Annotated in this window: 22 protein-coding genes; 5 read left to right on the plus strand and 17 right to left on the minus strand. The window is 54.7% G+C overall.

Annotated elements, in window-relative coordinates; all coding sequences use genetic code 11:
• Positions 1–3 precede the first annotated feature (3 nt).
• From ugpQ to livK, 11 genes are all read right to left on the minus strand, one after another.
• Positions 4–744, minus strand: coding sequence for a glycerophosphodiester phosphodiesterase (gene ugpQ / locus NAZ64_RS09845; RefSeq protein ID WP_220569589.1), 741 nt, complete (start codon positions 742–744; stop codon positions 4–6).
• Positions 741–1,811 (minus strand): sn-glycerol-3-phosphate import ATP-binding protein UgpC, encoded by a 1,071-nt coding sequence (locus NAZ64_RS09850; protein ID WP_000907842.1) that lies wholly within the window; start codon positions 1,809–1,811, stop codon positions 741–743. Before NAZ64_RS09850 ends, ugpQ begins: the two co-directional genes overlap by 4 nt.
• Before the next feature lie 2 nt (positions 1,812–1,813).
• On the minus strand, positions 1,814–2,659 hold the full coding sequence (ugpE, locus tag NAZ64_RS09855) for a sn-glycerol-3-phosphate ABC transporter permease UgpE (RefSeq protein ID WP_000572196.1): 846 nt from the start codon (positions 2,657–2,659) through the stop codon (positions 1,814–1,816).
• The gene (ugpA, locus tag NAZ64_RS09860) at positions 2,656–3,543 is read right to left on the minus strand and encodes a sn-glycerol-3-phosphate ABC transporter permease UgpA (RefSeq protein WP_000099306.1); all 888 of its coding nucleotides are present in this window, start codon (positions 3,541–3,543) and stop codon (positions 2,656–2,658) included. The genes ugpE and ugpA overlap by 4 nt, the downstream gene beginning before the upstream one ends.
• A 104-nt stretch (positions 3,544–3,647) precedes the next feature.
• Complete coding sequence (gene ugpB / locus NAZ64_RS09865; RefSeq protein WP_483640922.1) at positions 3,648–4,964, minus strand: sn-glycerol-3-phosphate ABC transporter substrate-binding protein UgpB; 1,317 nt, start codon at positions 4,962–4,964, stop codon at positions 3,648–3,650.
• Positions 4,965–5,196: 232 nt separating this feature from the next.
• Complete coding sequence (locus NAZ64_RS09870) at positions 5,197–5,475, minus strand: hypothetical protein (protein WP_076935785.1); 279 nt, start codon at positions 5,473–5,475, stop codon at positions 5,197–5,199.
• A 163-nt stretch (positions 5,476–5,638) separates the two neighbouring features.
• Positions 5,639–6,352, minus strand: coding sequence for a high-affinity branched-chain amino acid ABC transporter ATP-binding protein LivF (gene livF / locus NAZ64_RS09875; RefSeq protein ID WP_000416114.1), 714 nt, complete (start codon positions 6,350–6,352; stop codon positions 5,639–5,641).
• A 1-nt stretch (position 6,353) separates the two neighbouring features.
• Entirely contained in the window at positions 6,354–7,121 is a 768-nt protein-coding gene (livG, locus tag NAZ64_RS09880) for a high-affinity branched-chain amino acid ABC transporter ATP-binding protein LivG (protein WP_024797726.1), read from the minus strand.
• Positions 7,118–8,395 carry a branched chain amino acid ABC transporter permease LivM gene (gene livM / locus NAZ64_RS09885; protein ID WP_000803766.1) on the minus strand — a complete coding sequence of 426 codons (1,278 nt, stop codon included), beginning with the start codon at positions 8,393–8,395 and terminating at the stop codon, positions 7,118–7,120. Before livM ends, livG begins: the two co-directional genes overlap by 4 nt.
• Positions 8,392–9,318 (minus strand): high-affinity branched-chain amino acid ABC transporter permease LivH, encoded by a 927-nt coding sequence (gene livH, locus NAZ64_RS09890; protein WP_000003007.1) that lies wholly within the window; start codon positions 9,316–9,318, stop codon positions 8,392–8,394. The genes livM and livH overlap by 4 nt, the downstream gene beginning before the upstream one ends.
• Positions 9,319–9,377: 59 nt before the next feature.
• Entirely contained in the window at positions 9,378–10,487 is a 1,110-nt protein-coding gene (gene livK, locus NAZ64_RS09895) for a high-affinity branched-chain amino acid ABC transporter substrate-binding protein LivK (protein WP_000822976.1), read from the minus strand.
• A 421-nt stretch (positions 10,488–10,908) separates the two neighbouring features.
• Between livK and panM the strand changes: the two genes are divergently transcribed.
• On the plus strand, positions 10,909–11,292 hold the full coding sequence (gene panM, locus NAZ64_RS09900) for an aspartate 1-decarboxylase autocleavage activator PanM (protein ID WP_000778873.1): 384 nt from the start codon (positions 10,909–10,911) through the stop codon (positions 11,290–11,292).
• A complete protein-coding gene (locus tag NAZ64_RS09905; protein ID WP_131046763.1) occupies positions 11,270–11,404 on the plus strand; it encodes a hypothetical protein in 135 nt (44 codons plus the stop codon). Before panM ends, NAZ64_RS09905 begins: the two co-directional genes overlap by 23 nt.
• An 83-nt stretch (positions 11,405–11,487) precedes the next feature.
• Here NAZ64_RS09905 and livJ read toward each other — a convergent pair whose 3' ends face one another.
• The 5 genes from livJ to ftsY form a co-directional block, all read right to left on the minus strand.
• The gene (gene livJ, locus NAZ64_RS09910) at positions 11,488–12,591 is read right to left on the minus strand and encodes a branched chain amino acid ABC transporter substrate-binding protein LivJ (protein WP_001533929.1); all 1,104 of its coding nucleotides are present in this window, start codon (positions 12,589–12,591) and stop codon (positions 11,488–11,490) included.
• 321 nt (positions 12,592–12,912) lie between these two features.
• Complete coding sequence (rpoH, locus tag NAZ64_RS09915) at positions 12,913–13,767, minus strand: RNA polymerase sigma factor RpoH (protein WP_000159621.1); 855 nt, start codon at positions 13,765–13,767, stop codon at positions 12,913–12,915.
• 245 nt (positions 13,768–14,012) lie between these two features.
• Positions 14,013–15,068 carry a permease-like cell division protein FtsX gene (ftsX, locus tag NAZ64_RS09920; RefSeq protein ID WP_001081707.1) on the minus strand — a complete coding sequence of 352 codons (1,056 nt, stop codon included), beginning with the start codon at positions 15,066–15,068 and terminating at the stop codon, positions 14,013–14,015.
• Positions 15,061–15,729, minus strand: coding sequence for a cell division ATP-binding protein FtsE (gene ftsE / locus NAZ64_RS09925; protein ID WP_000617729.1), 669 nt, complete (start codon positions 15,727–15,729; stop codon positions 15,061–15,063). The genes ftsX and ftsE overlap by 8 nt, the downstream gene beginning before the upstream one ends.
• A gap of 2 nt (positions 15,730–15,731) precedes the next feature.
• A complete protein-coding gene (gene ftsY, locus NAZ64_RS09930) occupies positions 15,732–17,207 on the minus strand; it encodes a signal recognition particle-docking protein FtsY (protein ID WP_001118680.1) in 1,476 nt (491 codons plus the stop codon).
• A gap of 125 nt (positions 17,208–17,332) precedes the next feature.
• Here ftsY and rsmD point away from each other — a divergent pair, with 125 nt between their 5' ends.
• Entirely contained in the window at positions 17,333–17,929 is a 597-nt protein-coding gene (gene rsmD, locus NAZ64_RS09935) for a 16S rRNA (guanine(966)-N(2))-methyltransferase (RefSeq protein ID WP_000743275.1), read from the plus strand.
• Entirely contained in the window at positions 17,919–18,188 is a 270-nt protein-coding gene (locus NAZ64_RS09940) for a DUF1145 family protein (RefSeq protein ID WP_000906760.1), read from the plus strand. Before rsmD ends, NAZ64_RS09940 begins: the two co-directional genes overlap by 11 nt.
• Positions 18,189–18,209: 21 nt before the next feature.
• Here NAZ64_RS09940 and NAZ64_RS09945 read toward each other — a convergent pair whose 3' ends face one another.
• Positions 18,210–18,581: a DUF2500 domain-containing protein gene (locus NAZ64_RS09945; protein ID WP_220569588.1), complete on the minus strand. Its 372-nt coding sequence runs from the start codon at positions 18,579–18,581 to the stop codon at positions 18,210–18,212.
• Between the two features lie 141 nt (positions 18,582–18,722).
• Between NAZ64_RS09945 and NAZ64_RS09950 the strand changes: the two genes are divergently transcribed.
• The gene (locus NAZ64_RS09950; protein ID WP_000964735.1) at positions 18,723–19,349 is read left to right on the plus strand and encodes a lysoplasmalogenase; all 627 of its coding nucleotides are present in this window, start codon (positions 18,723–18,725) and stop codon (positions 19,347–19,349) included.
• Positions 19,350–19,373: the final 24 nt, after the last annotated feature.

The following is a 19,373-nucleotide window of genomic DNA, read 5'->3' on the forward strand; positions in this document are numbered from 1 at the left end:
CCCTTAAAACTGAAAGTGAGGGCCGATGTCATCAATACGATCGGTGCAGATACAATCCACGCCCCAGCGCAGCAGCTCTGCCGCCCGCTGGGGCTGATTGACGGTATACACCAGAATCCGCAGACCCGCGGACTTAATCTCTTGTACTCGCGTCTCATCGAGTAATTTATGGTTGAGATGGAGGGAAACACAGCCCAGACGGGTCGTCAGTTCACGCCAGTCTTCACGCCATTTATCCAGCAGTAACCCGCGCGGCAGTTCAGGTGCTGCCGCCTGCGCCGCTTCCAGCGCCTCTATCTCAAAGGAGGAAAGCAGCGGCGGCGTCATCCCGGCCCACAGTTCGCGGGCGGCCAACGCCACGACGCGTCCTGTTAGCCTTCCGCTCCCCGTTGTCGGTTTGATCTCAATATTCGCCATCATGCCGTGTTTACGGCAGCGCTCCGCCACCTGCGAGAGCAGCGGCAGCGGCTCGCCTTTAAATTCGCCGCTAAACCAACCGCCAGCGTCCACACGCAATAAATCCTGCCAGTTCAACTCGCCCGCCACGCCCCAACCATTGCTGGTGCGCTCCAGGTTATCGTCATGCAGCAGGAAAATTTCGCCGTCTTTCGACAGCTTGGCATCAAACTCAATCATGGTGTGCCCGTATCGCGCGCCCACGTCAATCGCCGCCAGAGTGTTTTCCGGCGCCAGTTTACCGCCGCCGCGATGGGCGACAATGTGGGGATAAGGCCAGTTACTCATACGCGTTGTCCTGTTTCGCCATCAAAAAGATGCCGCTGATGTTCCGGCAGATGCAGCCATAGCGTACTGCCCGCCGCCGGGCGCTGCTGATGCGCCAACCGCACCACCAGTTTCTGATCGCCCCAGCGCCCATGCGCCAGATTATCCGCGCCCAGAATCTCCAGCGTGTCTACCGTTAGCGGCACGCCGCCTTCCGCCTGCGAGCTTAACGCAATATGCTCCGGGCGGATACCCAGCGTCATTTTACGTCCGGCATGACCCCGATAGCCCGCACCAATCGGCAACGCCAGACCGCCAGGCAATTCGAAACGGTCGCCGGAAGCGCTGATAACGCCGTCCAACAGGTTCATCGCCGGGCTGCCAATAAAGCTCGCCACGAAGCGACTGGCCGGTTTTTCATATACCTCTACCGGCGTGCCAATCTGTTCTGCGACGCCTTTATTCATCACCATCACCCGCTGGGCCAGCGTCATCGCCTCTACCTGATCGTGAGTAACATAGAGCGAGGTGGTACGAAGACGACGATGCAGATGTTGTAACTCCAGACGCATCTGCACGCGCAGCTTGGCGTCGAGGTTAGAAAGCGGTTCGTCGAATAAAAAGACTGCCGGCTCGCGGACGATCGCGCGCCCCATTGCCACGCGCTGCCGTTGACCGCCGGAAAGCTCGCGTGGACGGCGTTTAAGCAGGCCGTCCAGCTCCAGAATGCGCGCCGCCTCCCGCACGCGTTCTTCAATATGCGCTTTACTCATACCGCGAATTTTCAGCCCCCACGCCATGTTCTCCTCTACGCTCATATGGGGATAGAGAGCATAGTTCTGAAATACCATCGCGATGCCGCGATCTTTGGGCTCCATCTCGGTGACACGTTTGCGATCAATCCAGATATCGCCGCTGGTCACGCGTTCCAGACCGGCCACCATCCGCAACAACGTTGATTTGCCGCAGCCGGACGGCCCGACCATCACGATAAATTCGCCATCCGCCACGTCCAGCGTTAACGGTTGAATGACCTGGGTTTTGCCGTCCCAGCTTTTGGTTACTGCCTGTAGTTTTAAACCAGCCATTTTTATTTCTCACTGTCCACTAAACCACGCACAAACGCCCGTTGCATGGCTAACACAATTACGACCGGAGGGATAAGGGTGAGCAGCATTGCCGCCATCACCTGGTTCCATTGCGTGGTACCTTCGCCAGTGGCGATCATCCCTTTGATACCCGCTACGGCAGTGCCAAGATTCACGTCGGTGATAATCAACAGCGGCCACAGATACTGGTTCCAGCCGTAGATAAAGGTGATGACGAATAACGCCGCCAGGTTGGTTTTTGACAGCGGCAACACGATGTCGCGGAAAAAGCGCATCGGCGACGCGCCGTCAATACGGGCCGCCTCCACCAGTTCATCCGGAAGCGTCATGAAGAACTGACGAAACAGGAAAGTGGCGGTAGCGGACGCCATCAGCGGTAGCGTCAGACCGGCATAGCTGTCGAGCATTTTCAGGTTGGCGATCACTTCCACCGTCGGGAAGATACGCACTTCAACCGGCAGCATCAGGGTGATAAAAATCATCCAGAAGAACAGGTTACGCAGGGGAAAACGAAACCAGACGATGGCGAATGCGGAAAGCATAGATACCGTGATTTTGCCTACCGTAATGCTGAACGCCATAATGAAACTGTTAAGCATCATCAGCCAGAATGGCGCGCTATTAACACCGACGCCGTTGACCCAAATAGTTTTGATATTCTCCAGTAACTGCGTGCCGGGAAGCAGCGTCATCGGCGTCTCAAACACCGCACGGTCGTCCAGCGTCGCCGCGACAAACGCGACATACAGCGGAAACAAAATGACCGCGATCCCCAGAATCAACATGGTATGGCTGAATATTGTCAGCCCGCGACGATTCTCTATCATTGGTAACGCACCTTACTTTCCACATAGCGGAACTGCACCACCGTCAGAATGATGACGAGGAACATCAACACCACCGACTGCGCGGCGGACGCCGAGAGATCCAGGCCGGTAAACCCTTCGCGATAAATCTTATAAATCAGCGTCGTGGTGGCTTGTACCGGCCCGCCGGCGGTCGCGGCGTCGATCACCGGGAAGGTGTCGAAAAAGGCATACACCAGGTTGACCACCAGCAGGAAGAAACTGACCGGCGCAATAAGCGGCAAAGAAAGCCGGAAGAAACGACGAATCGGCCCGGCGCCGTCAATGGCCGCCGCTTCCACCAGCGAGCGGGGAATGGATTGCAGCGCGGCAAAGAAGAATAAAAAGTTGTAACTAATCTGCTTCCAGACTGACGCAAATACCACCAGGAACATCGCCTGACCGCTGTTTTGCGCGTGGTTCCAGTTATAGCCGAATTCGCCGAGGAAATGGGTGATTAATCCCCGCCCCGGGTTAAACAGGAAAATCCACAATACGGCGGCGACGGCGGGCGCGACGGCATAAGGCAGCAGCATCAGCGTCTGATAAAAACGGCTGCCGCGCACCACGTAATCCACCAGGGCGGCGAAAAACAACGAGACCAGCAGGCCGCTAAACGTGACCAGCGCGCTGAATTTAATCGTCGTCCAGAAGGCGTCGAGATAATAACTGTCGTGAAAAAGCGCGACAAAATTCTCCAGCCCGACAAATTGGCTGGAAAAACCAAACGGATCGACGCTTTGCAGCGAATACCACAGCGCTTCGCCCGCAGGCCAGATAAAGAAAATAACGGTGATAACCAACTGCGGGGCAACCAGTAAATACGGCAGCCAACGCGAGCGGAACACCGGACGGGATGATGACATGAAGGTTCTTTTCCTGGAAGGTGCCGGATGGCGGTGCAAGCACCTTATCCGGCCTACAAACGCTGTAGGCCTGATAAGCGCAGCGCCATCAGGCACTTATACACTTAAGATTTGCTCGCTTTCTCAAAACGACGCAGTAACTGATTCCCGCGATCCACTGCGGTATCCAACGCCTGTTGTGGGGTTTTCTTCCCGGTCCAGACGCTTTCCAGCTCTTCGTCCACGATAGTACGAATCTGCGGCATATTGCCCAGACGCAAGCCTTTGGTGAAGGGTAACGGCGGCTTATTCAACATCTGGCGAGTGGCGATATCCGCACCGGGGTTTTTATCGTAATAACCCTGCTCGCGGGTCAGCTCGTAGGCGGCGGTGGTAATCGGCAGGTAGCCGGTTTTTTGATGCCATTCAGCAGCGTTTTCCGGTTTTGCCAGGAAGTCGAGGAATTTGGCGACGCCGGTATAGGTTTCTTTATCTTTACCCTGCATGACCCATAGGCTGGCTCCGCCGATAATGGCGTTTTGCGGCGCGCCCTTGATATCAGCGTCGTACGGCATCATACCCACGCCATAGTTAAATTTGGCATACTGGCGGATATTGGCGAGCGAGCCGGAGGACGCGGTTGTCATCGCGCAGTCACCGTTATAAAACTTCTCGGTAGACTCGTCCTTACGCCCAACATAGCTAAAATCGCCTTTCTTATTCATCTCTTCCAGCAGCGCGATATGTTTCACCTGCTCTGGCTTATTAAACTCCAGCACCGCATCTGTACCGTCAAAACCATTGTTTTTACTGGCGAAGGGGAGACCGTTCCAGGCGCTGAAGTTTTCCAGTTGGATCCAACCTTGCCAGCCGCTGGCGTAACCGCATTTCATGCCTGCCGCTCTCAGTTTCTCAGTATAGTCAGCCAGCTCCTGCCAGGTTTTCGGCGGCTGTTCCGGATCTAAACCGGCTTTCTTAAAGGCGTCTTTGTTGTAGTACAGTACCGGCGTGGAGCTGTTAAAGGGCTGGGAGAGCAGATGCCCGCTTTTAGCATCGGTGTAGTAGCCTGCAACGGTTGGCACAAACTGGGACTCGTCAAAGTTAATACCGGCGTCTTTAAACACTTCATAAACCGGCTTAATGGCTTTCGAGGCCATCATGGTCGCTGTCCCAACCTCATAAACCTGCAATATTGCCGGCGCGTTGCCGGTACGGAATGCCGCGATCCCGGCGCTCAGGTTCTGTTCATAGTTCCCCTTATAGACCGGAACGATTTTGTAATCCGGATTGGCCTGGTTGAAACGTTGCGCCAGTGAATCAACTTCTTTGCCTAACTCCCCTTCCATTGAATGCCAGAATGGAATAGTGGTGACGGCCAACGCCTGACCCGTAAATGCCAGACTCAGCGCCAGTCCTAAAGCTGTATGTCGTAACGATATCATCGGTTATCTCTCTTTTTGTGCCGGGATGCGCGATATCACGCGTTTTATGTTCGCGGGGGTAACATGACATGCTCGAATGACAGAAAAATAACTTTTTTATTACAAAAAAAAGATAGTAAGGCGACAGAGAGATGGCAAGGCAGTGAAAGCGCCGGAAAAGAAAAGTGGGAGCTACGGCACGTCTGACAGCGTAATGCTGACCAGACATGCGTTATTTGGCTGGCGTCAGCAGTTAATCACGATGAGAATACTTTTTGTACAGATTTTGTAAGCGCCGCTGATCTCGCCGCTCACGTTCACGCTGAATGTCGGATTTTTCATCCTCCCACGTTGCACAATCCGGATGATGACGCACTTCGCAGGTCGTTGCGGCCAGTGGATAAGGCGTTGCGGTTTCTTCTTGCCAGATAGCAGGATCGCGGGGATCAAAATCGTTTGAGGTTAAGGCGTTAACACTGAACGAAGCCGCGAACAACAGCGTTCCCATTATGCAGACGCCTGAACGTATCATCCTTGCTCCTTCTTCGGTGGTTATAGTTGATAACTATTCTCAACTATAACATATTGGTACGAAAAATGTTCTACTGATTTGCCGAATGCCAAGTAATCCGCCAGGTCCGGTAAGCGGTAGCGCCACCGGGCGCGTTTGCCAGATGGCAGCTGTAAACTGCGCCTTATCCGCCCAGATAGGCGCTGCGCACCGCTTCGTTCGCCAGCAGTGCATCACCGGTATCGGATAGCACCACGTGGCCGTTTTCCAGCACATAACCGCGGTCGGCGAGCTTCAGCGCCTGGTTGGCGTTCTGCTCGACAAGGAAGATGGTCATACCCTGCTCGCGCAACTGCTCAATGGTGTCGAAGATCTGCTGGATGATGATCGGCGCCAGCCCCAGCGACGGTTCATCCAGCAGCAATAGCCTCGGCTGGCTCATCAGCGCGCGGCCAATCGCCAGCATCTGCTGTTCACCGCCGGACATGGTGCCCGCTCGCTGGATACGGCGTTCATGCAGGCGCGGAAACAGCTCGTACACCCATTTGATACGCTCCTGAAACCGATCGCGCTCGGCAAAAAAACCGCCCATCGCCAGGTTCTCTTCCACCGTCATCCGCGAGAAGACGCGCCGCCCTTCCGGCACTATCGCCACCGCTTCACGCATGATTTTCGCCGTCTGCCAGTCGGTGATGTCTTTACCGTCAAACACCACCCGTCCGCTGGAGGCGCGCGGATCGCCGCACAAGGTGCCAAGCAGCGTCGTTTTCCCCGCGCCGTTAGCGCCAATCAGGGTAACGATTTCCCCCTGGTTGATGTGCAGACTGACGTCGTGCAGCGCCTGAATCTTGCCGTAGTGGGCGCTAACTTTTTCAAACGTTAACATCGTTTTTTCCATCTTATGCCTCACCCAGATAAGCGCGGATGACGTCCGGGTTGTTGCGAACCTCTTCCGGCGTGCCGTTCGCCAGCGGCGTGCCCTGATTCACCACGTAAATGCGATCGGAAATGCCCATCACCAGCTTCATATCGTGTTCAATCAGCAAGATAGTAGTGTTGTGATGGTTACGTAGTTCGGCAATCAGCTCATCCAGCTCTTTGGTCTCTTTCGGGTTAAGGCCGGCCGCCGGTTCGTCGAGCATCAGAATTTCTGGCTGCGTCACCATGCAGCGGGCAATCTCCAGCCGGCGCTGGTCGCCGTAGGCCAGATTACTGGCCTGGCGGTTGGCATGTTCCAGCAGGCCAATACGCTCAAGCCAGGTCGCCGCGCGGTCCAGCGCTTCGCTTTGCGCGCGGCGGAAAGCGGGCGTTTTCAACAGGCCGGAAAAGAGGCCCGTTTTCAGTTGCTGGTGCTGCGCCACCAGCAGGTTTTCAATCACCGTCATTTCGCGAAACAGGCGCACATGCTGGAAAGTGCGTACCACGCCCATGCGGGCGATCTGCTGGCCCGGCAACCCTTCCAGATGCCGCTCGCGCAACGTGATCGTACCGCCTGTCGGCTTATAGAAACCGGTCAGGCAGTTAAACACCGTCGTTTTACCCGCGCCGTTAGGGCCAATCAGCGACACAATTTCCCGCTCACGCAATTCCAGCGATACATTGTTGACCGCCAGCAAACCGCCAAAGCGCATCATCAGGCCGTTAACCGCTAATAATGGCTGACTCATGCCTGCTCTCCTTTCGCCTGACCACTTTTCAGCTTCAACTGCGGACGCGTCATCGGCAGCAATCCCTGCGGGCGCCAGATCATCATCAACACCATCAAACCGCCGAGCATCAACATGCTGTATTCGTTGAAGTCGCGCATCAACTCGCGCGACACCACCAGCAGAACCGCCGCCAGGATCACCGCAAACTGCGAGCCCATTCCGCCCAGCACCACAATCGCCAGCACGAAGGCGGATTCGGCGAAAGTGAAGGATTCCGGGCTGACAAAGCCCTGGCGGGCGGCAAACAACGTCCCGGCGAAACCGGCAAACGCGGCGCTGATAGTAAAAGCGGTCAGCTTGATGCGCGTCGGGCTTAAACCTAATGAGCGACAGGCGATCTCATCTTCACGCAACGCTTCCCACGCCCGGCCCAGCGGCATACGCAGCAGGCGGTTAATGACAAACAGCGACAGGACCACCAGCAACAGGGCCACCAGATAAAGGAAAATGACCCGGTCGGATGGGTCGTACTTCACGCCAAAGAAATTGCTGAAGGTATCCCAGCCGCCTTCGCGGGTACTGCGGCTAAACTCCAGACCAAACAGCGTCGGTTTGGGGATCTGGCTGATACCGTTCGGGCCGCCGGTAATTTCAGTGTTGTTGAGCAACAGGATACGGACGATTTCGCCGAAGCCGAGCGTCACAATCGCCAGATAGTCGCCGCGCAGGCGCAGTACGGGGAAGCCGAGCAGGAAACCGGCGGCGGCGGAGACCAGTCCCGCCAGCGGCAGGCAGGTCCAGAAACCCAAACCATAATAGTGGTTGAGCAGCGCAAAGGTATAAGCGCCGATGGCGTAAAAGCCGCCGTAGCCCAATACCAGCAAACCGGACAGCCCCACCACCACGTTCAGCCCCAGACCGAGGATGATATAAATCATGGTCATGGTGGCGATATCGACGCTACCGCGCGACACCATAAACGGCCACGCCACGGCGATAACCAGCAGCGCCATCAGAAACAGCTTTTGCTTAACGGTAGAGCCATCGATCGCCGGCAGAATAAACTTCGGTCCGGAGACGTGCTTCACCGCTTTCTGGAACATCGGACGCAGCAACTGAAAGAAAAAAACCACTGCCGTACCGATAAAGATCCACTGCCAGCGAATGTCGGCGGCGGTATCCACCACCAGTTTGGTGCCGTCCAGCTCCAGTTGTACGCCCATGAAGACGCCAGCCAGAACGAAGAACATCGCCGCAGAGAACAGAGCCATCGCAATATGCATCGGTTTCATACTTTCTCTACCTCCGGACGCCCCAGGATACCGGTCGGCATCACCAGCAGTACCAGAATCAGCAGAGCGAACGATACGACATCTTTATATTCGGTACTTAAATATGCAGACGAGAGCGCTTCGGCGACGCCCAAAATCAGACCGCCGATCATCGCGCCCGGAATGCTGCCAATACCGCCCAGCACCGCCGCGGTGAATGCTTTCATCCCGGCCATAAAACCGATGTAGGGGTTAATTACGCCATAGAACTGACCGAGCAGCACGCCCGCCACCGCCGCCATTGCCGCGCCGATAACAAACGTTAGCGCAATGACGCGGTCGGTATTAATGCCGAGCAGGCTGGCCATTTTCAGATCCTCCGCGCAGGCGCGGCAGGCGCGGCCCATCCGGGAGTAGCGAATGAAAATGGTGAGCGCCAGCATAGCCAGAAAGGTGACTATCCAGATAACCGCCTGCATGGTGGTGATGGACGCGGAAAAGTTTTCGCTGCTGCCCACAATCCACTGGCCGTTAAACAGGCTGGGTAACGCCACGTCGCGCGAACCTTCCGTCAGGCTGACGTAGTTTTGCAGAAAGATGGACATCCCGATGGCGGAAATCAGGGCGATCAGGCGTTTGGAGTTGCGCACGGGCCGGTAAGCGACTCGCTCGATACTCCAGCCGTAGGCGCTGGCAATAATAATCGCGCCGATAAATCCGGCGGCCACCAGGAGCCAACTGGTGTCTATTCCCATCATCATTAGCGCGGCGATGATCATAAAAGAGACGTAGCTGCCGATCATATACACCTCGCCATGAGCGAAGTTGATCATGCCGATAATGCCGTACACCATCGTATAACCGATAGCAATCAGCGCGTAGGTGCTCCCCAGCGTGACGCCGTTAAACATCTGCTGCAAGAAATAGAGAAACTGCTCGGACATAAGGTAACCTTTTTAAACCCGCCCGGCGTGCGGGCGGTGGGATAACTTATCTTCTGGCATTACTTCGCGACGGTTGACGAGCCGTCGGCGTGCCACTGGAAGACGCCAAATTCAAATCCCTTAAGATCGCCTTTTTCATCCCATTTCAGCGGCCCAATAACGGTATCAGCCCCGTTCGCTTTAAGATCTTTCACCAGATCCAGCGGAGCATGGCTGGCGCTACGCGTCATTGCGGTCGCCAGCGACTGGACGGCGGCGTAGGTGATCCAGACATACGGACCGCTGGGATCTTTCTTGTCGGCTTTCAGCGCCTCAACAATCGCTTTATTCGCCGGGTCCTGGTCATAACGTTTTGGCATCGTCACCAACATGCCTTCCGCCGCACCGCCCGCAATATTGGACAGCGACGCGTTACCCACGCCTTCCGGCCCCATAAATTGCGTTTTCAGGCCATTAGCCCGCGCCTGGCGCAGCATCTGCCCCATTTCCGGGTAGTAGCCGCCGTAATACACAAAGTCGATATTCTCTTTTTGCAAGCGAGCAATCAGGGCGGAGAAATCTTTTTCACCGGCGGTAATACCATCAAAAAAGACAATATTGGCATTGCCCTGCTTCAGACCATCCTGCACGGAGCGCGCCAGTCCTTCGCCGTATTGCTGTTTATCGTGAATGATAGCGATGCGCTGCGGTTTCACCGTTTCCAGGATGTATTTTGCGGCCGTTGGCCCCTGGGAGGAGTCCAGTCCGGCGGTACGCATAATGTACTGATAGCCGCGCTGGGTCAGCTCCGGGTTAGTCGCCCCCGGGGAGATCATCAGAATACCTTCATCTTCATAGATATCGGATGCTGGCTGAGTAGAAGAAGAACACAAGTGACCAATAACGTATTGAATACCGTCGTTAACGATTTTGTTGGCCACCGCCACCGCCTGTTTTGGATCGCAGGCATCATCGTACTCTACGCCGACCAGCTTATCACCTTTAATACCGCCTTTAGCGTTGATGTCTTTAATGGCCTGGCGCGCGCCGTTAAATTCCATATCGCCCCATTGCGCTACCGGGCCGGACATCGCCCCGACTATGGCGACTTTAATATCATCTGCCATTGCCCCCTGCGAGACTGCTAATGCAACAATCCCTGCGATTATCGTTTTCGCTTTCCGTTTCATGTGCCTGTATCCCCATTCGTGATGTTATATGTTTTGTTTTTTGCTGGTTAAAAAGCAGACTGTACTTTTTATAAATGGTGCGCTTTTTACTGACTCATTAATGAGTTAGCGCAGCATTTAAAGCATAATAAGATTAAAATCTCTATTTTTCAGTCTATTAAGGAAAGATAATATTCTGCTTTTCGCTATAGATAAACAAAAAAAAGCACGCTTGTCAGCATAAAATAACGGCATATTAAGCGGAATAATTCACTAGCATTCAGGGAATTATGCTGCCTGTTTTCCATTCTCTAATGCTTCAAACTGTAATTATCGTTGTTAAAAAATTAATAACCTGGTAAATGACACAAAAAAGAGAAAGCATCTGGCCTGCCTGTTTCGGTACACTGATCGCATCTTTTGAAATCGGGACAAGCCGTCGATGAAGCTGACTATCCTTCGTTTAGAACACTTTAGCGCTCAGGATCAGATCGATCTGGGCAAAATCTGGCCGGAATATTCCGCCTCCTCATTAAGCGTAGATGAAACGCACCGGATTTATGCCGCGCGGTTTAACGAGCGTTTGTTGGGCGCCGTAAGAGTGACGCTGAGCGGAACGCAGGGCGCGCTGGATTCCTTACGCGTGCGTGAAATCACCCGTCGTCGCGGCGTCGGACAATATCTGGTAGAAGAAGTCATCCGCGATAATCCCAACGTCTCGTCGTGGTGGATGGCAGATGTCGGTGTTGAAGACCGTAGCGTGATGGCCGCGTTTATGCAGGCGTTAGGCTTTACCGCACAGCATGACGGCTGGGAGAAGCGCTAAAAGAAAGCCGGATGGCGCTGACGCTTATCCGGCCTACATGCCGGGAGCAAAGATAAAAACCACCTCGCAATTTTCCAAGAATTTCGCGTTGCAGGCAGGCGGCAAGTTATGAAATCCCCGGGAGCTTACATAAGTAAGTGACCGGGGTTGAATAACGTAGCCAACGCACCTGCAGCGCGAAAGGCGCCAGGAAAATTACTTAGCGTCTGTCGCCGTACCATTCGCATGCCAGTCAAACACGCCGAACTCAAAGCCTTTCAGATCGCCCTTCTCATCCCACGACAGCGGTCCCATTACGGTGTCGACCGTGGCGCCTTTCAGGTATTTGGCAATTTCCGCCGGATCGTCAGACTGGTTCAGACCCGCCTGTAAGGATTGCAGCGCAGCGTAGGTGGTCCAGACAAACGCGCCGCTAGGATCTTGTTTCTTGGCTTTGATGGCATCCACAATCGGTTTGTTCGCCGGGACCTGATCGTAGTTCTTCGGTTTGGTGACCAGTAAGCCTTCCGCTGACTCTCCGGCGATGTTAGACAGCGAGACGTTCGCCACCCCTTCCGGCCCCATAAACTGGGTTTTCAGCCCTGCGGCGCGGGACTGGCGCAAAATCTGCCCCATTTCCGGGTGATAACCGCCGTAGTAGACAAAGTCGATATTCTCTTTCTTCAGACGCGCTACCAGAGTGGAGAAATCTTTTTCGCCGGCGGTGATGCCGTCAAAGAATACGACATTAACGCCGCCTTTCTTCAGACCGTCCTGCACCGCGCGCGCCAGCCCTTCGCCGTACTGCTGCTTATCGTGGATAATCGCGATGCGCTGCGGTTTTACCTTCTCCAGAATATACTTTGCCGCCGTTGGCCCCTGGTCAGAGTCCAGGCCGGTGGTACGCAAAATCAGGTTATAGCCGCGTGCGGTCAGCTCCGGCGCGGTCGCCGCCGGGGTTATCATCAGGATACCTTCGTCTTCGTAGATATCAGACGCTGGCTGTGTGGAAGAGGAGCATAAGTGACCGATAACATACTTGATGCCGTCGTTCACCACTTTGTTAGCGACAGCTACCGCCTGTTTCGGGTCACAGGCGTCGTCATATTTCACCGCGACGAGCTTATCGCCTTTAATACCGCCTTTCGCATTGATATCGGCAATTGCCTGTTCCGCACCGGTAAACTCCTGATCGCCATACTGCGCTACCGGACCGGACATCGCGCCGACAACCGCGACTTTAATGTCCTCGGCGAATGCCATATGGCTTAATGACAGGGCGATACATCCTGCCAATAACGTTTTACCCTTCATATTCATCCTGATAATCCCCATTATTCTGGTTGTTACGTGTGTTGTGGTGTTATTGTTCAGCACTTTATTTCGATTATTGGCTAGCTACTCGTGCTTTAGCAGCATACTCTGCTAAAACATACCCGATTTTTATTATTTTGGAATAGCTAAATTTACATCCAGATAACAGATTTGTGTCGGTGGGGGAGAGGAAGGGCCCGTAGGCCCGATAAGCGAAGCGCCATCGGGCAAACGTGTTGCCGGATGGCAGCGTAAACGCCTTATCCGGCCTACAAAAAACAAAACCCCCGAATTCACATTCGAGGGTTCATTGGCAATTCGCGAAGATTACGCTTCGATCGCAGCGCGAAGCTTTTTCATGGCGTTCTTTTCAAGCTGGCGCACACGCTCAGCGGAGACGCCGTAACGATCGGCCAGCTCCTGCAACGTAGACTTATTGTCTTCGTCCAGCCAGCGAGCGCGGATAATATCCTGGCTACGCTCGTCGAGCCCCTGCATCGCGTCGGTCAGTCGGTTGGCGGCCTGCTCTTCCCAGTTATCGTCTTCAATGCCGTCGGCAAAGTTAGACGATTTATCCTGCAGATACAGCACCGGCGCCATTGGCTGGCTGTCGGACTCATCGTCCGAAGACATGTCAAACGTCATGTCCTGCGCCGCCATACGCGACTCCATCTCACGCACGTCTTTACTGGAAACACCCAGTTCGCGCGCCACCATTTCAACCTCATCCTGATTAAACCAGCCCAGACGCTGCTTGGTTTTACGCAGATTAAAGAACAGCTTACGCTGCGCTTTCGTGGTTGCGACTTTAACGATACGCCAGTTACGCAGCACGTATTCGTGAATTTCTGCTTTAATCCAGTGTACGGCGAAGGAAACCAGGCGCACGCCTACTTCCGGGTTAAAACGACGTACGGCTTTCATCAGGCCGATGTTGCCTTCCTGGATCAAATCCGCCTGCGGCAGACCATAGCCCGCATAGTTACGAGCAATATGAACAACAAAGCGCAGGTGAGACAGGATCAGCGTTTTAGCTGCTTCCAGATCGCCCTGGTAATGCAGCCTTTCAGCCAATGCCCGCTCCTCGTCAGCCGATAACATCGGCCACGCGTTCGCCGCCCGGATATAAGATTCCAGGTTGCCAACAGGGGCTAAAGCTAAATTTTGCATTTCTTTGGTCATTCAAATCCTCTCAATCAGTATTGCCTGGCACCGTCAGCGAGCAACAACCGTGCCAAAGCCGATGAGCAACGAGAATATCACCCACTCTTTTATCAGACAGTGATTTTATCCACAAGTTCAATGTAACACTGTGCATAATTTGCACAAATCTTGTGACATAAAGATGACGCGCGGGGAAGAGACAACAGGGACTCTTTCCCTGCGAACGGAAGCCCATTGCAGGGAAAGATTATACCACGATTTTATCAATCGGGAGTAAAGTGACGTAAATGTTGCACCGTGGCCAGCCAGGCGGCGATCCAGCCAATCATGGAACAGACCAGCAGCAGCAACAGGCACTCATCGAACGATAAGCCATTGAGATCAAACTTCGTGCCGAAGACCTGCGCCACTTCAGTCACCGCCGATGATAAACGCATCACCAAAATTTCAGACAATATCAGTGACAGAAACGCGCCGGAAAAACCGAGCAACGCGCCGCCGTAGAGGAACGGACGCAGGATAAAGCCATCGGTCGCGCCAATCAGCTTTTGCACGTTAATGGTGTCGCGACGGGCAAAAATGCTCAGGCGCACGCTGTTGCCGATAACGAGGAAGACCGCCGCGACCATCAGCACGCCGATCATCGCCGACACACGGCCCACCAGCCCGGTGAGCGCCGCCAGGCGCGCAAACCAGCTATCATCCATGCGGACTTCGTCAATGCCGTTAATCTGCGAGATACGGTCGCGCAGCGTATTAAGCGAGGCGGTACTTTGAAAGTCCAGCTTGGGGATCACCACCGCCACCGCCGGTAGCGGGTTCTCTTCCAGCATATCCAGCGCGCCGCCAAAACCCGACCAGTTGCGGAATTCTCCCAGCGCGTCCTCACGGGACAGGTAGTTGACCTTCTCAACGCCCTGCTCGGCCTGAAGCTGCCCAACGACCCGCGCCGCCGCGTCATCATCCAGCGTTTTTTGCAGATAAACGGTGATCTGCGGCGACGGATAATACTGAGTCGCCGCCTGGTTGACGTTCTTATAGACCATGTAACAGACGCTGGGCAGCGTCAGGGAGATGGCGATCACCATCACCGTCAGAAACGTCGCCAGCGGTTTGCTTTTCAGATCCTGCAGCGCGCCGTGCCAGGCATAGCGCACCTGCTCATTAAAGACGTTCGTTTTACGTGAGTTCGGTTTCGGCGTCGGCTTCTGGCGTCCTGGCGCGTTGCGCCCGCCGCCTGTTCCGCCGCGAGACTTACGCAGTCGATCCAACCGTCCGCCGAACTGCCTGATTTGGTTAATCGCGTCGCGCCTATTCATTGGCCAGGCCTCCATGCAGATGTCCATCGCTCAGGACGAGCTGCCTATAGGAACGACGGGAGATAAGTCCAATATCGTGCGTCGCCATCAGTACCGTCACCCCTACGCGGTTAAACTCTTCAAACAGACGTAAAATCCCTTCCGACAACGCGTCGTCCAGGTTCCCGGTCGGTTCATCCGCCAGCAATACCGCTGGCTTATTGACCACCGCGCGGGCGATGCCCACGCGCTGTTGTTCGCCTCCGGAGAGTTGAATCGGGAAGTTTCTCGCTTTGTCCAGTAGTCCAACCTTATCCAGCGCCGCCGACACACGACGACGGATATCATCGCCGCTGGCGCCGGCAATGATTAACGGTATCGCCACATTGTCATAGACCGTGCGATCCATCAGCAGATGGTGATCCTGGAAAATCATCCCAATCTGGCGGCGCAAAAACGGCACTTCGCGGTTTTTCAGGCGCGTAATATCATGCCCGCTGAAGAAGATTTTGCCGGCGCTGGGCCGCTCAATCCCACAGATTAGCTTCAGCAGGGTACTTTTCCCCGCGCCGGAGTGGCCGGTCAGAAACGCCATCTCGCCTGGCCGCATATGGAATGTCACTCCCTGCAGCGCTTGTCTCCCGCCGAGATAGGCCTTGCTGACATGTTCAAAGCGAATCATTGTTAATCCTCTCGGGCAAAAAGTGCCTCAATAAAATCGTCCGCCTTAAACGGACGCAAATCCTCGATACGTTCGCCCACGCCAATGTAACGAATAGGAATGCCAAACTGGTCAGCTACCGAGAAAATCACCCCGCCTTTCGCCGTACCGTCCAGCTTGGTCAGGGTAATACCGGTTAAGCCTACCGCTTCATGGAACAGTTTGGCCTGGCTTACCGCGTTCTGTCCGGTGCTGGCGTCAATGGTCAGCATAACTTCATGTGGCGCTTCTTCGTCCAGCTTTTTCATGACGCGAACGATTTTTTTCAGCTCTTCCATCAGGTGCGACTTGTTCTGCAGACGCCCTGCCGTATCGGCAATTAACACATCCACATTACGCGCCTTCGCGGCCTGGATAGCGTCAAAAATCACCGAGGCGGAGTCCGCGCCGGTATGCTGGGCGATAACCGGAATGTTATTACGCTGTCCCCAGACCTGTAGCTGTTCGACCGCCGCCGCGCGGAAAGTATCCCCCGCCGCCAGCATCACTGATTTACCCTGCTGCTCAAACTGGCGCGCCAGTTTACCGATAGTGGTGGTTTTACCCACGCCGTTCACGCCAACCATCAGAATAACAAAAGGCGTTTTACCTTCAATATTAAGCGGTTCGTCTACCTTCGCCAGAATCTCGCCCATCTCGTCTTTCAACAGACCATACAGCGCCTCAGCATCTTTAAGCTGTTTGCGGCTGGCGCCTTCCGTCAGATTAGCGATAATCTTACGCGTGGTTTCCACCCCGACATCAGCGATGAGCAACTGCTCTTCCAGCTCCTCGAACAAATCATCGTCGATTTTCTTGCCGCGGAACAGACTGATAAATCCGGAACCGAGATTTTCTTTGGTTTTCAGCAGGCTGCGTTTCAGGCGGGCAAAGAAACCTTCTTTAGTCGGTTTTTCCTGCTCCTGAACGATCGCTTCCACCGGCGCGTCTTCTTCCGCTGGCGGAACAACCATCACCGCCTCTTCCGCCGCCTGAGCGGCCAGCGCCTGCGCTTCCAGCTCTTCGTCGGTGAATTTCGCCGCGTTTTCGCCCTCTTCTTCTACCGCGGCAATGACCTCTACGGTTTCCGCTTCGGCCTGCCACTCTTCCGGCGAGATAGCCTCGTCTTTGACCTCTTCCGGCAGCGGCAATTCTTCGCGTTCCACCGCGATCTGCGGCGCTGCCGTCTCAACAGCCGTCGCGGGCTCCGGCTCTACCGGCTGCGGTTTTTCGCTCTCCTGAACTTTCTCAGTAACGTCCACCACCTCTTCCGCAAAGGCTTCGGTTTCTGCTTTGCTGTGCGCGGGCGTTTGCGCGTCTATGTCTGCCGCCGTTTCAACAGGGGGCTCAACCGGTCGTTGTTCCTCAACAATCTGCTGTTCTTCGGTCTGTTCCTGCTTCTGCTCTTTATCACCGAAGCCCAACCAGGAAAAGAAGCCACGTTTTTTCTGTTTTGCCATCTGCGACTACACCCCTCGCGGCGCTATATACATGGAAGCTAAAAAAATGATGAAATAGTCTATCACTTAACTTAATTCACATCACCGCCTGGAATAACTTGCAACAGGCGGTTCGAGCAAGAGAAATGAAAAAACCGACTCACTCTGGCAGCGGCCAAATCCGCATTATTGGCGGGCAATGGCGTGGCCGTAAATTACCGGTTCCGGACAGCCCGGGTCTGCGTCCCACCACCGATCGCGTGCGCGAAACGTTATTTAACTGGCTGGCTCCGGTAATGGTAGACGCCCATTGTCTGGATTGCTTTGCCGGCAGCGGCGCTCTGGGCCTGGAGGCGCTATCGCGTTATGCGGCCCAGGCAACGTTACTGGAAATGGATCGCGCCGTATCGCAGCAGTTGCAAAAAAATCTGGCGACGCTGAAAGCCAACAATGCTCGCGTCGTCAATACCAATACTCTGGCCTTCCTCAGCCAGCCGGGAACGCCGCATCACGTCGTCTTTGTCGACCCGCCGTTTCGTAAAGGGCTGCTGGAAGAGACGTTACAATTGCTGGAAACCCAGGGATGGCTGGCCGACGACGCGCTAATCTACGTAGAAAGCGAGGTGGAAAACGGTCTGCCGCCCGTTCCGGCGAACTGGGCATTGTATCGAGAAAAGGTGGCCGGACAGGTCGCTTATCGTCTGTATCAGCGCGACGCGCAAGGAGAAAATGATGTTGATTAATCTGGGCCGCTTATTAATGCTCTTCGTGTGGGCATTTTTGATTCTTAATCTGGTGCAACCCTTCCCGCGCCCGCTCAATATCTTCGTCAACGTGGCGTTGGTGTTCATGGCGCTGATGCACGGTATGCAACTGGCGCTACTGAAATCAACGATACCGAAAGCGGGTCCGCAGATGACGACGGGAGAGAAAATCCGCATTTTCCTGTTCGGCGTGTTTGAGCTGCTGGTCTGGCAGAAGAAGTTTAAGAACAAAAAATAACGTTTGCTGCCGGATGACGGTTTATTCGTTATCCGGGGTACAGCTAACAAACCCGACGAACCGCGTTCCCTTATAGCTCAGCGTACCTTGATCGCCCACCGTCAAAGCGTGGTACTGCTGCGCTTGTAAACGGAACGTTTTTTCCAGACCGCCATTGAGCGGCTTAAAACTTGCCTCATAGCGCATACTGGTTCCCGCCGGGATCACTTCCTGCTGGCGAGAGCGTCGGTCATTAACCGGCTTCTCCCGTTTACTGCTGACCACGACCAGCTTTTGCTGTAACGGCGCCGCCTCATTAGCGGCTTTTTCCCGCCGTTGCTGAACGAAGCGGAACGACGCGGCAACTACGATTAATGCAATGATTATAATGAAGAAAAGCGGTGGCTTACTCATACTGTTAACCTGTCAGAAAATGCGGAAATAAGCATACCCTGCCCGTTATAGTGTTGTCATCTGACCGTCACGGCCTCTACACTGAATAATAGAGCCGCAAGCATACCGTTTGCGAAAAAATAACGAATTCAAGGAATTAAGATGCTTTGGTCGTTTATCGCTGTCTGCCTGTCCGCATGGCTGTATGTGGACGCCTCCTATCGCGGGCCAGCCTGGCAACGCTGGGTTTTTAAGCCCGTCACGTTATTACTGTTGCTGTTACTGGCCTGGCAAGCGCCGATGTTTGACGCCATCAGTTATCTTGTGTTGGCCGGGCTGTGCGCCTCGCTGGTCGGCGATGCGTTAACGCTCTTACCGCGTCAACGCCTGCTGTACGCCGTCGGGGCATTTTTCTTATCGCATCTGCTCTACACCATTTACTTTGCCAGCCAAATGACGTTGTCGTTCTTCTGGCCGCTGCCGCTGGCGTTACTGATAGTCGGCGCGTTGCTTATCGCCGTTATCTGGACGCGACTGGAGGAGCTACGCTGGCCGGTATGTACTTTTATCGCCATGACTCTGGTCATGGTCTGGCTGGCGGGCGAACTGTGGTTCTTCCGCCCAACGGCGCCAGCCCTTTCGGCCTTTACCGGCGCGACGCTGCTGTTTATCGGCAATATCGTCTGGCTGGGTAGCCATTACCGCCGCCGTTTCCGGGCGGATAACGCGATTGCCGCCGCCTGCTACTTTGCCGGACACTTCCTGATTGTTCGCTCGCTGTACCTGTAAATAATAGCGCTTGACTCTGGAGTC

The sequence above is a fragment of the Salmonella sp. A1325 genome (assembly GCF_056991255.1).

What these genes read in the sequence shown, in the direction of transcription:
- ugpQ (WP_220569589.1), bottom strand. Translation starts at nt 744, where the DNA reads ATGAGTAACTGGCCTTATCCCCACATTGTCGCCCATCGCGGCGGCGGT.
- NAZ64_RS09850 (WP_000907842.1), bottom strand. Translation starts at nt 1,811, where the DNA reads ATGGCTGGTTTAAAACTACAGGCAGTAACCAAAAGCTGGGACGGCAAA.
- ugpE (WP_000572196.1), bottom strand. Translation starts at nt 2,659, where the DNA reads ATGATAGAGAATCGTCGCGGGCTGACAATATTCAGCCATACCATGTTG.
- ugpA (WP_000099306.1), bottom strand. Translation starts at nt 3,543, where the DNA reads ATGTCATCATCCCGTCCGGTGTTCCGCTCGCGTTGGCTGCCGTATTTA.
- ugpB (WP_483640922.1), bottom strand. Translation starts at nt 4,964, where the DNA reads ATGATATCGTTACGACATACAGCTTTAGGACTGGCGCTGAGTCTGGCA.
- NAZ64_RS09870 (WP_076935785.1), bottom strand. Translation starts at nt 5,475, where the DNA reads ATGATACGTTCAGGCGTCTGCATAATGGGAACGCTGTTGTTCGCGGCT.
- livF (WP_000416114.1), bottom strand. Translation starts at nt 6,352, where the DNA reads ATGGAAAAAACGATGTTAACGTTTGAAAAAGTTAGCGCCCACTACGGC.
- livG (WP_024797726.1), bottom strand. Translation starts at nt 7,121, where the DNA reads ATGAGTCAGCCATTATTAGCGGTTAACGGCCTGATGATGCGCTTTGGC.
- livM (WP_000803766.1), bottom strand. Translation starts at nt 8,395, where the DNA reads ATGAAACCGATGCATATTGCGATGGCTCTGTTCTCTGCGGCGATGTTC.
- livH (WP_000003007.1), bottom strand. Translation starts at nt 9,318, where the DNA reads ATGTCCGAGCAGTTTCTCTATTTCTTGCAGCAGATGTTTAACGGCGTC.
- livK (WP_000822976.1), bottom strand. Translation starts at nt 10,487, where the DNA reads ATGAAACGGAAAGCGAAAACGATAATCGCAGGGATTGTTGCATTAGCA.
- panM (WP_000778873.1), top strand. Translation starts at nt 10,909, where the DNA reads ATGAAGCTGACTATCCTTCGTTTAGAACACTTTAGCGCTCAGGATCAG.
- NAZ64_RS09905 (WP_131046763.1), top strand. Translation starts at nt 11,270, where the DNA reads ATGACGGCTGGGAGAAGCGCTAAAAGAAAGCCGGATGGCGCTGACGCT.
- livJ (WP_001533929.1), bottom strand. Translation starts at nt 12,591, where the DNA reads ATGAATATGAAGGGTAAAACGTTATTGGCAGGATGTATCGCCCTGTCA.
- rpoH (WP_000159621.1), bottom strand. Translation starts at nt 13,767, where the DNA reads ATGACCAAAGAAATGCAAAATTTAGCTTTAGCCCCTGTTGGCAACCTG.
- ftsX (WP_001081707.1), bottom strand. Translation starts at nt 15,068, where the DNA reads ATGAATAGGCGCGACGCGATTAACCAAATCAGGCAGTTCGGCGGACGG.
- ftsE (WP_000617729.1), bottom strand. Translation starts at nt 15,729, where the DNA reads ATGATTCGCTTTGAACATGTCAGCAAGGCCTATCTCGGCGGGAGACAA.
- ftsY (WP_001118680.1), bottom strand. Translation starts at nt 17,207, where the DNA reads ATGGCAAAACAGAAAAAACGTGGCTTCTTTTCCTGGTTGGGCTTCGGT.
- rsmD (WP_000743275.1), top strand. Translation starts at nt 17,333, where the DNA reads ATGAAAAAACCGACTCACTCTGGCAGCGGCCAAATCCGCATTATTGGC.
- NAZ64_RS09940 (WP_000906760.1), top strand. Translation starts at nt 17,919, where the DNA reads ATGTTGATTAATCTGGGCCGCTTATTAATGCTCTTCGTGTGGGCATTT.
- NAZ64_RS09945 (WP_220569588.1), bottom strand. Translation starts at nt 18,581, where the DNA reads ATGAGTAAGCCACCGCTTTTCTTCATTATAATCATTGCATTAATCGTA.
- NAZ64_RS09950 (WP_000964735.1), top strand. Translation starts at nt 18,723, where the DNA reads ATGCTTTGGTCGTTTATCGCTGTCTGCCTGTCCGCATGGCTGTATGTG.